8 protein-coding genes are annotated in these 17248 nt (G+C 55.7%); 5 read left to right on the forward strand and 3 right to left on the reverse strand.

What is annotated here, in order from left to right:
• Positions 1–62: 62 nt before the first annotated feature.
• The 3 genes from RMSM_RS33345 to RMSM_RS33355 form a co-directional block, all read right to left on the reverse strand.
• Positions 63–1544, reverse strand: a complete 1482-nt coding sequence (locus tag RMSM_RS33345) for a DUF1501 domain-containing protein (protein WP_008708188.1) — start codon at positions 1542–1544, stop codon at positions 63–65.
• Positions 1541–3694 (reverse strand): hypothetical protein, encoded by a 2154-nt coding sequence (locus tag RMSM_RS33350; protein ID WP_008708190.1) that lies wholly within the window; start codon positions 3692–3694, stop codon positions 1541–1543. Before RMSM_RS33350 ends, RMSM_RS33345 begins: the two co-directional genes overlap by 4 nt.
• Before the next feature lie 173 nt (positions 3695–3867).
• The gene (locus RMSM_RS33355; RefSeq protein ID WP_236622406.1) at positions 3868–6021 is read right to left on the reverse strand and encodes a DUF1549 and DUF1553 domain-containing protein; all 2154 of its coding nucleotides are present in this window, start codon (positions 6019–6021) and stop codon (positions 3868–3870) included.
• Between the two features lie 441 nt (positions 6022–6462).
• On the opposite strand from RMSM_RS33355, the gene RMSM_RS33365 reads away from it, so the two are divergent.
• The 5 genes from RMSM_RS33365 to RMSM_RS33390 all read left to right on the forward strand — a co-directional run.
• The gene (locus RMSM_RS33365; protein WP_160168432.1) at positions 6463–9546 is read left to right on the forward strand and encodes a WD40 domain-containing protein; all 3084 of its coding nucleotides are present in this window, start codon (positions 6463–6465) and stop codon (positions 9544–9546) included.
• A gap of 565 nt (positions 9547–10111) precedes the next feature.
• The gene (locus RMSM_RS33375; protein ID WP_008708196.1) at positions 10112–10654 is read left to right on the forward strand and encodes a sigma-70 family RNA polymerase sigma factor; all 543 of its coding nucleotides are present in this window, start codon (positions 10112–10114) and stop codon (positions 10652–10654) included.
• A gap of 2 nt (positions 10655–10656) precedes the next feature.
• A complete protein-coding gene (locus RMSM_RS33380) occupies positions 10657–12288 on the forward strand; it encodes a FecR family protein (protein WP_008708200.1) in 1632 nt (543 codons plus the stop codon).
• A 2-nt stretch (positions 12289–12290) separates the two neighbouring features.
• Positions 12291–16007 carry a DUF1553 domain-containing protein gene (locus RMSM_RS33385; protein ID WP_008708203.1) on the forward strand — a complete coding sequence of 1239 codons (3717 nt, stop codon included), beginning with the start codon at positions 12291–12293 and terminating at the stop codon, positions 16005–16007.
• A 367-nt stretch (positions 16008–16374) separates the two neighbouring features.
• Positions 16375–17248 (forward strand): DUF1501 domain-containing protein (locus tag RMSM_RS33390; RefSeq protein ID WP_040770840.1); only part of this gene is annotated, 874 nt, incomplete at its 3' end.

A 17248-nucleotide genomic window follows, 5' to 3' on the forward strand; every position in this document is an offset into this window, starting at 1 on the left:
CTAAATCAACCAGCCGCTAGCGTCAAAGCGGCTAATAGACGGAATGACTTCTGCGTAGCTGCTTAGACACGTATTAACTCGGGGATCGGTTTGCCGTGATCGACGATCGGAGTCGGACGGCCGTTAAAATCTTTGATGAATACTTTCGATGCGTCGATTCCTAAGTGATGATAAATTGTTGCCAAGAAGTCGCCAGGACCGCAATGACGCTCGATCACGTCCTCGCCGCGTTTGTCGGTCGCCCCGATGCATTGGCCCGTTTGGATTCCGCCACCGGCCCAGATGTTCGAGAACGCTCGCGGCCAATGATCGCGACCTGGTTGCTTTGTCCCTGCCGCAGCACTGGCGTTGCCAGCACCGGTGCTGGGTTGGTAGTTGATCTTCGGCGTGCGTCCAAATTCACCCGTGACAACGACCATCACACGTTCATCGAGGCCGCGCTCGTAGATGTCTTCGATCAATGCGGTGACGGCTTGATCGTACGCCGCAGCTCGAAAACGCATCGCGTCAAAGACATGATGATTGACAGCATGGTCGTCCCAATTCTGCACACGGCCACACAGCGGGCCACGCAGACTGCTGGTCAGCACTTCGACACCCGCTTCGGCCAATCGGCGAGCAAGAAGCAATTGCTGCCCCCAGGTGTTGCGTCCGTATCGATCGCGAGTCGCATCGTCTTCTTCGCTGATGTCAAAGGCCCGCTTGGTTTGCGGATTCGTCAACAGCGTCATCGCTTGCGTTTCAAATTCGTCCAATGCCCCCAGTTCACCGTATTGGTCAAAGGCACGCGTCATCGTATCGAGCTTCTGTCGCAAATCGATTCGCCGACTCAAACGTTCGACTTCACGCGAATCAGTTAGTCCGATGTTGGGGACGACGAAGTTTGGGGCGTTCGGATCACCGGTGACAGAGAACGGTGAATAGGTTTCACCAATGTAAGCTGGGCCAATATATTCGTTTGACATATTGACGCCGACATAACGCGGCAGCGGATTCGTCCGCGTCGTTTCCTCTTGTGCCCGCAAATAGTTTGCCACTGTCATCCAATCGGGAAGCCGTGGCTTCGGTTTGTCGCGCGTATCGGAGTCGCCCGACAGCAGTTGCATGGATCCCGCCGGATGTCCGCCCGCAGTTTGATGCATGCTCCGCAGCACCGTGAACTTGTCCGCTATCGCGGCTTGTTTTGGCAACAGTTCGGTGAAGCGGACGCCGGGGATTTTGGTTCCAATTGTGCCGAAAGGACCGCGATATTCGGTGTCCGCGTTCGGTTTGGGGTCATAGGTGTCGATGTGAGAGCAGCCACCTGGCTTCCAAACCATGATGACCGACGTCTTTTGCCGCGACGGCGTGGGACTGGCAGCTTGCAGCCGCATCACGCTGGGCAGACTGAGACTGGCAAAACCGGCGATCCCCATCCGCATAAAACTGCGGCGAGACGAGCCGTGTTTCCCGGCACCAGTCGCCAACACGTTGCCAAGCGGTCCTGGACAATGAGCCGGCTGGATCGTTTGAGTATCGCGATCGGGTTGTGAAGGACGTCTCATTTCTTCTCCGCCGGTAGGACGCGAATCGCGATCGGTTTGGACACCACGATATCAGCGATGTCGGTTGTGGAAGGCTTCTTAGCAGGTTCGCTGGTAAGCCGATTGGCGGCGAGCGAGTCAGGGGCCAGCGATGCCGGGGAATATTTTGCGACAGCACTTCCGTAGAAGGCGATCCAGTAGTCGCCCGGAGCCGTTTTCAGTTTCGCCAAATCAAGGGTCACTTCGGAGTGATCGTCATTGAGCGGCAAGTCGAATTTAGGGTGACTCTCAAACCCAACCCCCATCGTTTGCATCGCAACCGTTGCTCCGGAAAATTCGCTGCGGCGGCGGTGCGTCAGCGGGATCGTCACCGATTCGCCAGCCACCACTTCGATGGGTGCTTCGGCGACGGGCTGAATCGTCAGCGGGGCAACTTCGGCACTTCCGACCGATACGGCCACATCGCCAACGAGTCGCGGGCTGGGGATTTCGGACCATGCATCCTTCACCGGCCACGCCATTGACGCCAAGCGACAAGGCCGGCTAATCGTCTTACCGTCGATCTCTGCTTGGCCAACGAACGTTGCACTGGCCCAACCGGCGGGTGCACCTTCGTCCGCAGTCACCAGCATGATGCCGCGTGATTTGCCGGCAGGAATTTTCAAGCCTTGCGCGAACACTCCATCAGGCAACTCTTGCATCGACAATTCGATTTCACCATCAAACCCATCGCGACGAAACGCGACCACTTCGAGAGCCATTGTCGCGCCAGGCCGCAGCGACATCGGTTTGGACAACGCGTTACGGTCGCCATTACGCAGTCCCATGTGTAGCGCCCAGGCGACGAGTGCAAAGTCCGGCTCGGACTTGCGAATCACCATCCGGTATCGATTGCGAATGTCACTGCGGGTGCCGCCGAATGCATCCAGCAGTTGCACGCGATAACGCCCATCCTCGGGGATCTCGAGTTTGCCAAGAATGTCCGACGTTCCCGCGTTGTACGGAGGACCATCGTAAGCGTAGTTGTTTCCGGATACTTTTACAGGACTCGGGATATCGGCAAGCTCGATAACGTCGATGAGGGATACGGCCGCTGAGTCGTCGGCGTTTTCAACCACCCGCTGTACCAGCATCGTCGGATCGGTGGGCAATCCGAGTCGTTCCGAAGCGACTTCGATCCACCACGTTTCGCCTTTTTTTGCAGTGAACTCGAACACATCGATGTCGGCGGCCGGGAAGAACGTGCCAGCAATATCACACGGCAGCGTGATCGTCTGGACTTGCGAAATGGCATCCACTGTCTTGGCATTGTTTGGTTCGACTTCGGCAGTCGCGGCATTCGGTACCAAGCCAACGGGCGGCCATGAGAACGCATTAACAGCGTCGGTCCCCGCGATCCGCACCGGCTGTTCTCCGTTGGGAAGTTCGCGAATGGCCAAGCGATAGAAATGCTCGGCACCACCGCTGAACGTCAACTCATGAACCTTCACAATGTATTGCCCATCTTCGGGAGCAACAAAATCGAGCAGGTCGCCACGCCGCTCGACCAACAAATCACGTCCTTCGGCATCCGCGATGATCACCACCGCGTTCAACTTGCTGTCGATCCCACGGGCGGCACAGTCGACGATGACACGTTGCTCTTTCTTGGCTTCGAATTGGTAATGATTCACGCCACGCACCGGCATCGTCGCGTTAACAATCGAGTTGATCGCTATTGGCAATGCCTTCTCCGGCGACGTCGACGGTTCAGTTTGAACCACCTCGGCAACCGTGTCGACGGAAAAAACACGTGATGAGGATAAGCCAAGCGGCGTCATCACACGAGCTTCGTGAATGCCGGCAGGACAGTCCGCTGCAATCGTGACAATGTATTGCTTGGGAACCACTTTGCCTGCATCGTCAAGTTTCGGTTTTGCGGTGATGCCAGTATGTGAGAAGACAAGTTCGCTCGCGTCATCGATGGAATCACCGCTAATGGTGACTTCGATTTCACTGCCGGTTTGACCGCCCATCGGCATCGTGGTCAACAAACGTGGTGACGGCAAACAAACCGATTGAGCAAACGCGGCGGGAGCAATGCAAACAGCAACCAACAACACCCCAACGCGGACGGCGATCTCGAATGAGTGGGCTGAAAGTAGTTGTGGTGTTGGTTTGGTGTTCGTCATGACAATGGTTCGTGAAACATTTGTATGTAGCGGTTCGAGTCGAGCCGACCAGTCAGTTTCTTACGTGAGTACGGTTTAACGGTAGCGAAGTCGCCAAGGCTTTCGATCCATTGCGAGTCTCCCCGAAGCTCTCTGCGAGTTTCGCTACGAACATAACTTCACATCATCTTTCGTTAATGGTTGAACAAAAACTCTTTGGTGTTGATCAATGCCCACAGCAGATCCTGCAGGTTTTCGCGGGTGGCATCGACTTCGCTGATTGGTTTCTTGTCTGCAGTCATCCGGGGTTCCGATAAATACGCGACCGCCGTGGATTCTTCTTCGTCGTCAGGCGCCCGTGAATAAGCCGCCATGTACAACTCGTTGACTCGATCTTGGTGGGTGACATCTTTCGCTGCTGCCAAACGCTCCGCGCGGCCTCCTTTAAAAGCAAGTTTCGACTTGATGTCCGCTGCGTTGATAAAATGCAAGCTCTGCGCCAGACTAGCGGATTGAACTCGCTCGCATTCACACACACTGGTACTTTCGGGACGTCCGAACACCCGCAGAAACGGCGACGATTTGTTGTAGCTGTTGTCCGGCAGCGCGACCGCTTTGGTGCCGACGGGCAAGTTGGCGAAATCAGTGCGTGCACCCGTCAGTCCATCGATCGAATCTAGCATCACTTCGGCTTGCAAACGTTTGGGATAGAAACGCGAGTAGTTTTGTCGGTCGGCGATGTTATGTTCGTTGGGAACCGCACTGAGTTGATAGGCATGCGAACGCGTGATCACCCGCACCAATTCTTTCAGATCATAACCGCTGTCGACAAAATGTTTTTCGATTGAGGCCAACAGTTCCGGATTGGTGGGCGGATTGGTGTCGCGGATGTCATCTTCGGGTTCGATCAACCCGCGACTAAAGAAATGTTTCCAGTAGCGATTCACCAGGGCTTTGGCAAAGAACGGATTCTCCGTCGAGCTCATCCAATCGGCCAGTCGTAGCCGTGGATCCTCGCCCGCAGGGATTTCACCGACGCTGTCTCCTAAAGCCGCGGGCAGGAGGGTTTCACCGGTCTTGGGGTTCTTTTCACCCGCGACGCCGCGTTGATGAAAGATTTGGTCCTCGCCGCGAACGCCCGTCGGTTTGCGTCCCACTTTGCTGAAGAACGCAACAAGCGAGTAGTAGTCGTCTTGGCTCCACCGCTCGAACGGATGATGGTGGCACTGGGCACATTGCATTCGCACGCCCAGGAACAACTGAGCGACGTCCTCGATTTGTTCCTTCGGTTCTTTGACACGCTTGTACCATGCGACTGGCGGATTTCCCATCACGGTACCGGTGGCCGCCAACAACTCACGAACGATTTGGTCGTAGGGCCGGTTCGCTAACAAACTGTCTCGCAGCCAAGCATGAAAGGCAAAATTGGATGTGATGTCGCTTTTGTCATCTCGCCGATTCTTCAGCAGCGATGTCCATTTGTTCGCAAAGTAGTCGGCATATTCGGGGCTCTTTAGCAGTTCATCGATCACTTGATCACGACGACGATCGTCATCGTTTGCGAGGAAGGCACGCGATTCGGCTTCGGTCGGCAATCGGCCCGCGATGTCCAAAGTGACACGCCGCAAGAATGTCGCGTCATCGCATACGGGCGACGGTGGAATGCCCAGTGTCTTCAGATTGTTGAAAACATGATCGTCCACAAAGTTGTTCGATTCGGGCACTTGGTCGATGGCGGCTCCCATAGGAATTGCAGCCGTATAGACTGCGACTTTGCCTTGGTAACGAACCATCACCGCTGCGTTACCGGGCAGGTGCTGAGCATGCACCACCCCCGACTCGGACGCTTCGATCATCGCAACGTCGTTGGTTTCATAGAGTGCTAGATCGGTCACATTGCGTGAGGTGCCGTCGCTGTAGTGGGCGACTGCTACTAATTGCTGCGTTGCACCTTGGTTCAACAATCCTCGTTCGGGTTGGACCTGAATCGAGGCCAGTTCCGGAGCTTCGTCCCCACCATATAGAGCCCCCGCTGCGATCCAATCACGTAGTTGCCGGTAGCCAGCTGAATCCTTCTCTAGCCGAACGCCACCGCCGTGGGGAACTTGTCCGGATGCTTTCAGCAGTAGCAGACTTTGCTCCGGCGCCGCCAACGAGATTCGTCGTCCACGCGCTTCGCGTACCACGTGTTCATAATCTTCGGCTGGCTCGAAACCCAACAGCGAAAGTTGGAAACCGTTCTGTCCGCCACCTGCTTTGGCGTGGCAAACGCCTGTGTTACAGCCCGCTTTGGTCAATACCGGAGCGACGTCGTTGGCGAAGCTAATCGGATGGCGGGGCGATTCCACCTCCGTGTTTGCGGCAGTAGCAATATCGACAGAGCACAACGATAAAACGATCGCAGCGACACATGGCAAACACCATGGCACCTTCGAAAACTCGCGCCGGGCTACGTCGGATCGCATAAGCGAGTGTCACAATATTGGGAGGGAGTCCCGAGATCGGGGGCAGGAAGTCCAAAGGACTCAAAAGCTACAATAGTGTTTTCTGGTCACAATGTCAAATTATGAAATGTCCCGCTGTGCCGAAAATCTTTCTCCATGCGGCTAGCTTGTTTTTAGGTCTATACACTCATGGCACGCCGCGTTTTAGTAAACTGGGCGGTCCCACCTCTGCGTTTTCCAACCTTTAAATTGCCCACCTTGAAATCACCCACCTTCAAATTATTCGAGCAGTCCACCATGCCCGGTCCTCTCTCTTGCTCACTCGTGCCCACACGGGAATCAACCATGTCTCTAGCCTGCGGGCTCAAAGCACTCAGTAACCCATGCATCGCCGCAGCCATGGCCATACTATGGTTGGTCGCCCCAGTTTCGGTCAGTGCCGAATCCGTGTTGACGATTGCAAAGTTAGACCGTGCGACGCCCGTCGATTTTGCGACTGAAATCGCTCCAATCTTGAAACGCAATTGTGTAGCATGCCATCACAAGGCCGATGCCGAGGGCGGTCTGGTTCTCGAGTCACATGCATCGCTGATGAAGGGTGGCGATACAGGCCCGGCGGTGATCGCTAAAGACGCCAAGTCGAGCTTGTTGCTGATGCGGGCGACTGGCGAAGAGGATCCGTTAATGCCTCCAGAAGACAATGACGTCGGGGCATCCCCGTTGACTCCCGAGGAATTAGGACTGTGGCAACTGTGGATCCAGCAAGGTGCCAATGGATCCGACACGACCGAAACCGAGTCGATCAGCTGGCAAGCCATTCCCGAATCGATTCGCACGATCTATGCGTCGGACGTTTCCCCCGACGGCCAACAGTTCGCCTTTGCCCGCGGCAATCGCTTGTTCGTTGCTGACGTCGACAAACCAAACGAACACGTTTTGCTTGCCGATCCCGCACTCGGCGATTCAGGGATCGCGGATGTCGACTTAATTCAATCGATTGCCTTTTCACCGGATGGACGGCGACTCGCCACCGGTGGATTCCGCACCGTGCGATTCTGGAAGCGTACCCATTCGCCGCTTGATTCCGATAGTGCACCGTGGCGGATGCCGGCGCAAGCGATGGCGGTGAGTGCCGATGGTTCCGCAATCGCATTGGTCAATACGATTGGTGACATCGAGGTATGGGATGTTGCCAAGAACGAGCGCCGAGCATCGCTACGAGGGCAGTCCGATACCGTTGTCGGACTCGCGTGGGCGGGATCCACAGGTCATGTTGTCGTCGCCGATGAAGCGGGGCACATCACCGTTCGCGACGCAACCGATGGATCCCAAGTTGCCGAAATCGAGCTCGAAACTTCGCTGTTGGACCTAGCCGCGTGCAGCGATGGAACGCACGTCGCAGTGCGAAACATCGGTGGCGGCGTGACGCTGCTGCGATTGGCTGCCGCCGCCGAAAATGCCCCCGCAAGTCTCCAGGTCGTGCATCAGCGAATCGCTGACATCTCGGACGCCACTACCCTAGCACTTGTTGCGAAGCCGTCACTTGCGATTGCAATCGCAAGTGAGTCGCGAGGCATCGTGCTGGTTGATGCGATCAAGAACCAAGTCACTCGTACGCTCCAGGCCGGATCGGTGGTGAACACCATCGCCGTTGCGCCGGATCAAACGCGTTTAGTAACCGGCAATCATGATGGAACCGTCAGCGTCTGGAATTTGGCAGACGGAAAACGACTAGCCACCGGCACCGCGTCTACCGAAGACGCATTGTCAATGTCCCAGGCGACCCGCGACGCAAATCGCCAAAAGGCATTGGTGTCAAAATTGACTGCCAAAACCAAAGAGTTGCAAGACTTCCTCAATAAAGAAGACGAAGCACTCGCGGCCATTACCAAAACCCGTGATGCAGCGACCGTCGCGAATGATGCCAACGAAGAAAAACGTGTCGCCGCGGCCAAGCTGGTGACGGCGACCGAGGCCGCGATCGAAAAGAGTAAGGCGGATATGGCTGCGGCGGAGAAAGTTGTTGCCGTCGTAAAAGCGAGACTCGAGCAAGCGACAAAGCAGCTTGAAAACGACAAGACGGCCGTTGTGAAAACTGCAGCGGAGGAGTCGGACAAAAACAAGGACGAAGCCGAGGCGGCTAAAAAGGCGGAAGCGGAAAAGAAAGTTGCCGCGACTCAAGCCGCGATCGACAAAGCGAAAGCGGACATTGCCGCCGCAGAGAAGACCATCGTCGATGCAAAAACATCGATAGAAGCGAACGCCAAGCAGCTTGAAGCCCAGCGTGCCGCATTGACGAAAGCCGAAGCAGATAAAGCGAAGACCGACGCTGAGTTGGTCAAGCAGCAACGATTGGCCGACGCCGCCGCCGCGGCACAAAAGCGAGCCACGGACGCCATCCCTGAACACCAACGGCTCGTGGACGCCGAAACACGCCGACTCGCTCGGCTCGATGCAAAATTGGCAAACGTTCAAGAAAACTTAGCGCAGCCCGCACGCGCAGTGATGGCTCTGGCTTGGAGTCCCGATGGGACTCAAATCGTCACGCTCCGGCGTGACGGCGAATCGTGCCTCATTCGCAGTAGCGATGGCCAGCCGCTGAGTTCCTTTCCTCGCACAAGCTCAGACGCTTTCGCTGGCATCCGTACCACCGGTCAATTTGATGTGGCATTTCTCGGCGACAAGATATGTCGTCTGGTCGGTCCCGGAATCGTGCAGTGCTGGCCGCATCAAGGGCACTGGACACTCGAGCGGACGATCGGCGCAATCAATGATCCCGGAAACATCGCGGACCGTGTCACGGCAATTGACTTCCATCCCGACGCGTTGAAGGTGGCGGTTGGCACAGGCGAGCCAAGTCGATCGGGAACGGTCAAAGTTTTTGATGTTCAGACCGGAGCAGTGCTTCGAGATTTGGGTGATCTTCATACCGACACTGTGCTTGGATTGGCCTTTTCACCCGATGGCCGGACGCTGGCGTCGTCTTCGGCCGATCGAACAATCGCATTAACCCACCTCGCCACGGGCACCACGATTCGACAACTCGAAGGACACACGCACCATGTTTTGTCGATCGCTTGGCAAGACAGTGGCGACGTTCTCGCGTCCGCCGCAGCCGATCAAACCGTCAAATTGTGGAACACCGAAACGGGGGAAACGTCGCGGACGGTTAGTGGTTTCGCGAAAGAAATGACGGCAATTCAGTTTGTGGAGACCACCGATCAATTGGTGGCGGCTTGCGGCAGTGGCGAAGTCCGACTGATCAAGTCATCCAACGGAGGCAAAGTCCGCAGTTTTGATACCGCTAAAGATTTCGTGTTCACGATCGCCGTCACGCCGGACGGCAAGAAATTGATCGCTGGCGGGCAAAGCGGCATTGTCCGGATTTGGAATCTTGCTGACGGGAAGCTTGTTGCGGAGTTGAAATGACCGAATGGTTTGGATCGGTGGTTGATTCCGGTTTCATGAATCCGGTTTCATTGTTCAACGGGGGATCTAGGCAATCGGCGGACAATCGTCTGGCGGAAGGATCCCGCCCGGTTGAATGTCGGAACCGTCGTTACCAGGCCGTTGATTTAGTCGTACGATGGACTTCCTAGTCCGTCGAATACACTTCATCAAATCAACAGCCCGCTACCGCCAAAACGCAACGTAGTGGAGCATTTTTTCGTGCCCAAAATGTGTAAGTTTTGAAGTTGCGCTTTTGTATAGAGGGGCAACGCCCCGGGAGTTTACCTCGCCCAGCCCAACGGGCTGGGGCCAAGAAAGTTGATGAACCGTAGGGCCAACGGCTGCGTTGGCCAAAGCGGCGAATAGACGGAAAAACTTCGGTCTGCCTGCTTGCTTAAGAATCCTCACAAAATAATCGGTAAGTCGGTGGTTGCCCCGTACCATTGATTCTTAGCCAGCTGATTCCTAGCCATTGTTAGACACTAGCTGCCCTCCAACTACACGATTTCCGTTAGCGACACGGATTAGACAGCACCCCGATTTGATGCCAACCGACGAATTTGACGACGATCGCTACGAACAGTTTCTGCAATACTTTTTGCGGGACCAGACTCGGATATTCGCCTACGTGCGAACGCTGCTGCCTCAGTACGCGGATGCTCAGGATGTGTTTCAGCGGTGCAGTTTGACGTTGTGGCGTCACTTTGACGATTTCGATAACGAGCGGTTATTCCTGCCGTGGGCCTGTGGCGTCGCGTTCAACGAGGTTCGCAATTTCCGCCGCACGGCCGGGCGTGACCGATTGCAATTCGCCGATGATCTGGCCGAACAATTGGCCGATCGCCGGATTGCAACGCTGCGGCAACGCGACCTCCGCTCGTCCGCAATGCGAAAGTGTGTCGAACATTTAAAACCAACCGATCGCGAACTGATCCAACTCGTTTACGAAGAGATGCGTCCAGTCACGGAAATAGCCGAATCCGCAGGCAAGGCCGTGCAAACGATGTACAACCGTTTGTCGGCGGTTCGGCGAATGCTGCTGCAATGCATCGAGAAGCGGATCGCGTCGGAGGAGGCATTAGGGTGAACATGTCTGCAAAAAACAATGATGATCGATTGTTGCTCGCGTTGCTGGCCAAACTCGTCGATGATTCGATCACCGAATCCGAGCACGTCGAGCTTCAGAACCTGTTGCGGGACGACGCAAACGCACAACGAACCTATTTTAACTATCTAGACCTTGATACCGACCTGCGTCAAATGACTCACGGGGCCACGACATCGCCTCCGAATCCACAGCCCAAAACATCGCTGCGAATCCGGGTGGCGATTGCAGTTGCAGCTTCGTTGGTGATGATGGTGTCGTTTGCATGGTGGCGTCATCGCGATCAGATCGAAGCCGTCTCGGCATCCCCAGCGGAAGAGGTCGTGTTGGTTCAGTCCGCTGGTGGCGTATTTTTTCGCGACGTCATGCCGGCGGTGGGCGAATCGCTCAAGAGCAACCACGAGTACGCCTTGACCTCGGGAATGATCGAGTTGCAATTTCCCAGTGGCGCCGAAGTCATCTTGGACGCCCCCGCCGCGATCGAAATCGCCAGCCTCGATCGCTTGATTGTGCGTCAAGGATCATGCAGCGTTCATGCTCCACCGGGCGCCGAGGGGTTCCAAGTCATCACGCCCAAAACGGAAGTGACTGATTTGGGGACACGGTTCAGCGTCGATGTGGATGAAGCGGGCGATACCGAAGTGCAAGTCGTCGAAGGCGCCGCCGAAGTGCTCCGGCGTGACCAGTCGGCTGCCGAGAAAGTCCTGCTGACCCAGCGTCAAGCGAGTCGGTTTGATGGTGGCGATTCGTCGTCGTCGGTCGCTTATCAACCTCACAAATATCGGCATCAACTGCCCGACCGAGTGGTGAAGTTTTCGATGGGGATGACCAACGGCAAAACGAACGGACAACTGCGTCACGTTTCGGTCCAACGCGGCGGAGTGACACGGCAGTACGATGTGACGAAAATGATCCCAAGCGAGGTGACTTACTTTCACGGCGGATCCAACACCCAGCACATGTCTGTCCCGGTCGGCACGACAACCGAAGCGGGCGATGGCCGCCGCTCTGTGATCGAATCGGATGCGTTACTGCACACAGGCTTTCTAAATCTAGGCGGCAGCGTCGAGTCGCTGTTCGATGATCCCGTGCTGGTTAATAAGCAGGATGACGATGATCCAGATGGCGATCTTCAGGATGGCGACACGACGTTGGGGATGGCCATTCGTTTCCGCACGCCCGTTATCAACGCCCCCGGGCCGGACATCGTGTTCTTTGAATTACAGTCGGCGTTGAACCCAGCCGACGGTGACGGTTTCCACGTCGGCCCGCTGCAGTTCAACGCGGGCTTGCGTTCGCTATCGGTCAAACGATACGACATCACGCTTCATTCTGCCGAGGCGTTGCCGATTCCCGATTTTGACTTATTGGAATTCAACTCACCGGTGCAATCGGTGTTCGAACTGATCAACGGATCGTTCTCACGACTGAATCCCGCGATCCCATTTTGGGCAATCGCCGTGGGGATTGATTTGAGTGATCTGGGATACGCGCCGGGAACCGCCGTCGAGGGGCTGTTTTTTCAAGATGCCGCTGACGACGACCATATTGTGGACCCAGTGTTTATTGCTGGCTTGCCCGACGACTTAAACACCTCCCAAGGACAGACACCCTAGACATGAAGTACATCTCAAAATATTTGTTCGTCGTCCTGTTGTTTTTATGTTCCCAATCGGTGGCCGTCGCTGACGAACCCCACCTGGTTGCCGAGTGGGATTTTGCCACCGAAGCCACACGTTCGTTCGAATCTCATGGATCGGTACAGCGTGATCAAGCGGGCCCGCGGCCTCCGGTGTATCCCGATTTCCAAAGCAATAACACTGCAATCCGGCTGGGGGAATCCGGCGGCTATTTATCGATCGACGATACCGCCGAACAAAGCGAATTTGACTTTACCAACGGCGATGCGATCACATTAGAAGCCTGGGTAAAGATCCAACTTCCCGCCAACAATAGCCCGATCTATATCGTTGGCAAAGGTCGCACCGGCAACCCTCGTTTTAGCAAGGACAATCAAAACTGGGCGATGCGAGTTCAAAAAGTCGGCAATTCGATGCGTGTCGGATTTTTGTTCGCAACCAAACGCGGCGAGGGCGACGCACATTGGCATCGCTGGACGTCGACGGCTTCCTTTACCGCTCAAAACACTTGGCATCATGTTGCGGTGACTTATCGCTATGGTGACCCCGATTCGATGCGGGGATGGATCGATGGGAAACCGACCGATGGCGATTGGGGCATGGGCGGAAAAACCACCGAGCCACCTATCGTTGATGATGACCAGGTGTGGATTGGATCAGCGAACCACGGAAACCGGTTCGTCGGCTTAATCGACAACGTGGCTGTGTATCGCGGGTTGGCCGACGATTCAGTGATTGCGTCACGTTTTCGCCGGATTGGCGAAGAGTCGAAACCCAAACTCGTTGCCGCAACGATGCCTGAACTGGGCGAAATCCCGCCTGGCCGCGTGTTGGTCACCATGGGTGAAAGCTTGCCTGCGGAAGATCGTTGGATCATGGACAACGAATCATGGCCAAGCGATGCGTTGCGTTGGCACGGTGACGCCTTTCTGATTCATCAATTGCCTGTCCGCTATGACACCTGGGGCATTCGGGATGCATGGAGAGAACCGGTGTTGTTACGCATGGCCGCTGATGTGGAATTCGCTCCTGGAACCCATCGGCTTCTCATGCGAGCTCGTGGGATGGGACGATTGTGGATCGATGGCAAGATCGCGGCCCAAACGAAACCGGTTTCCCGTCGATCGCCTGATGGGGAACAACCCATCACACCGGTTGCCGAGCCGCCGCTACCGGGGGTGCGTCCGCACGGCTATCACCAACAAGAAGTGTTTGCCGAATGGACGATCCCAGAGGAAACGACAAAAGAAACGAGCACACAGCGAGTGGTGCTCGAACTGATCGTTGGCGGAAAGAACCAACGCACCGAAACAGGCGAAGTCTGTATCGCCGTCCAAACCGCAGACGGCACCTCCTATGACCTGTTAGGACCAAAGGACGCTGAAGTCGTACCGTTGACAGACGCGGCCGTCGAACGACTGTTGGGTCAAATGGCTGATCAGATGACTGCCATTGATGACGCATCGCGACGAACCGCCGCGGCGTCGCAGGACGATTATTGGAACAAGCGGCATCAATCCGCTGTCGAATGGGCTGAGCAACACCCGGTCCCCGCCGTTCCCACCGCGGACGGCGATTCCACGACGCATCCGGTCGACGCGTTTATCGCGAACAAGATCCGTGTGGCCATCGACGCCGCGGCGAAAAGTGACAGCAAAGTTACCGAACACTTTCACGGCAAAGTGTTGCCCATCCTTCGCGACCAATGTTTTCGTTGTCACGGTGAAAAGGACAAAGGCGGCTTAAAACTGAACTCGCGTGAAGCCGTGTTAATGGCGGGCGAATCCGAATTGCCTGCGGTTGTCCCAGGCGACGCCGATGCGAGTGAACTGATCTCACAAATTCGCAGCGGAGCGATGCCGCCGACCGACACGGGTTTGAGCGATGACCAAATTGCAACGTTAGAGCAGTGGATTCGCGATGGGGCAGTATGGCCGGCACCTGCGGTCGACGTGGCCTCTTTGTCGCCGCCTCCGGTGGTCAACGACGAATCGTTTCTTCGCCGCGCGTACCTGGACACGGTCGGAGTTCCACCGACGCTTGCGGAAGCAAATGCATTCCTTGCGGATAATCGTCCCGACAAACGCGAACGTTTGATCGACGATCTACTGGACGATGAACGCATGGCAGATCACTGGATCAGCCTTTGGCAGGATCTGTTGGCCGAGAACCCCACGCTGTTGAATCAATCGATGGGCAGCACCGGGCCATTTCGTTGGTTTCTGTATGATTCGCTGCGAGACAACAAACCGATCGATCGTATGGTCACCGAATTGATCATGATGCGAGGCAGCCCAGACACCGGTGGAAGTGCCGGTTTCCGGTTGTCGGGCGAAAGCGACGCACCGTATGCGGAAAAGGCGAACATTTTGGCAGCGGCATTCCTGGGAGTCGATCTACAGTGCGCTCGCTGTCACGATTCCCCCTATCACTCGACGTTACAACGCGACCTGTATTCGCTGTCGGCAATGTTAGAGCGAAAAACGGTTCAGGTTCCTAAGACCAGCCGCGTTCCCGACGCGTTTTTCGAAAAGAAAGGACGCGAGTCGTTGATCCGCGTCACGCTGAAACCAAACGAATCCATCCGTCCCGAGTGGCCGCTGGGCAATTTGATCGGGGTGAGCGACAACGAACAGATTAGTTCGTTGATGATGAAGCCGAGTGATTCACGCGAGCGGTTGGCCGTTCTGATGACCGCTCCTCAAAATCGCCGTTTCGGACGCGTGATGATCAATCGCGTTTGGAAAAAATTGATGGGAGCCGGAATCGTCGAGCCCGTCAGCGACTGGGAAGGCCAGATCGCAAGCCACCCTGAACTCCTCGATTGGATGGTTCACCAGTGGATCACCAGCGGTTACGACTTGCAAGTCGTGATGCGGCAGATCATGACATCCGAGACCTACCAACGCGAGGCACTGGGAAAGAATTTGACAGCTGACGCCGAACAACGTTTCTTTAGTTCGCCGGATCGACGACGGCTGACCGCAGAACAGGTCGTCGATTCGCTCTATGTTGCATGTGGCAGCCGAATGAATGTCGAGGAATTGACGTTCGTCCATGACGGCCAACGACCGATCGGAAAACGACAATCAATGGGTGTCCCGAAGCGGGCGTGGATGTTTGCCAGTCTGAACAACGAACGCGATCGCCCCAGTTTGTCGCTGCCGAGTGCTCGAGCCGTCACCGACGTGTTGCAAGCGTTTGGATGGAACGGATCTCGGCAAAAACCGATCAGCGTCCGTGACACGGACGCCAACGTATTGCAACCGGGAATTCTTTCCAACGGCACACTGTCAATATCGCTCAGCCGAGCCTCGGTCGACAGCGATCTAAGCCGTCTGGCGATCGAAGCCACGTCTCCAGAATCACTCGTCGACACGCTGTTTCTGCGGTTCCTTTGCCGGCAACCCACGCCGCAAGAACGAATCGCGTTTGTCAATGAACTTAGCGTTGGATTTGAGCAACGCATTGTCCCTGAGGAAAACGTCCAATACCCCGAACCATTGCCGCCGCTTCCTCAGGTCACTTGGTTCAACCACCTACGTCCTGAGACCAATACGATCCAACAAGAGCTAGAACGACGCGTCAGTCTAGGTCCGCCTGCGGATCCGCGAATCGAATCCAATTGGCGGGCCGTTTACGAAGATTTCGCTTGGAGTCTGATCAACCACCGCGAATTCGTCTGGGTACCGTAATGCACTTTGCTCCCAATTCAACATTCATTTTTAAACGCAGCGGAAGTCACTCAATAACATGCGTAGTGGAATTCGCCAGAATTCCCACGGCTCCATAAACCTCGTAGTGGAATTCGCCAGAATTCCTACGGCAAAGAGGATTTCTGGTGAAATCCACTACGGCACATGCGTAGTGGGATTCACCAGAATTCCCATCGCACCATAAACCTCGTAGTTGAATTCACCAGAATTCCCACGGCAAAAAGGATTTCTGGTGAAATCCACTACGGCACTCGTTATTCGATGCATATCGTCCATTTAAATCCCGCCTCAAATCCTCTCCAAAACTCGCGACTTTCCTATGAATATCGATCCCTCGCCATTATCTATGAATCGTCGTCACAGTCTTGCTGCGATCGCCGCCACCGCAGGCGGCCTGATGTTGCCTCGTTCGGCAGCCGCGTCATCAGATAGCCCCATAATCCAAGGCAAGGCAGAACATGTCATCTCGATTTGGCTTGGCGGTGGGATGGGCCAGATCGATACGTTTGATCCGAAACGACAAGGCGATCCGGCGGCCCGAAAAGCGGGCGCGTACTACCGGTCCGTCGACACTGCGGTCCCCGGTGTGCAGGTTTGTGAACATCTACAACAGCTTGCACCGCTGATGGATCACGTGACTGCCGTGCGATCGGTCCATCACGAAGTGATTGACGAACATGCCGCCGCCACCAATCGCATGCACACCGGACGAGCGGTGACGGGGACAGTATTGTATCCGTCGCTTGGTTCGATCATCGCCAACCAACGTGGCGCCGCGTCCGATGGGGCACCACCCTACGTCTTGATTGGCTACCCGAATGTGACGCGAGGACCTGGCTTCCTGGGAGCCAACAGCGGGTACCTGTATTTGACCGACACCAGCCAAGGTCCAGCTGGTTTGTCGCGACCAGCGGAGATCACTGATCAGCGTCAGTCGCGACGTGAGCGTTTTTTAGCAAGCATCGGGGATGACGCTGCCAAAATCAATGATCACCGTGTCCGCGATTATCAGGATGCGATCAAGCAGAGTTTGAAACTGAGTGGCCCCGATTTCAACCGAGCCTTTCAACTGACGCAGGAACCAGATCGTTTAAGAAACCGATACGGCGGCGAGTTTGGACAACGATGTCTATTGAGTCGCCGGTTAGTCGAGCGAGGAGTACGTTTTATCGAAGTCTCGCACAACTTGAACTTCCTCAATGGTGCCGGCTGGGATGTTC

It is taken from the genome of Rhodopirellula maiorica SM1, assembly GCF_000346295.1.
GTDB lineage: Bacteria > Planctomycetota > Planctomycetia > Pirellulales > Pirellulaceae > Novipirellula > Novipirellula maiorica.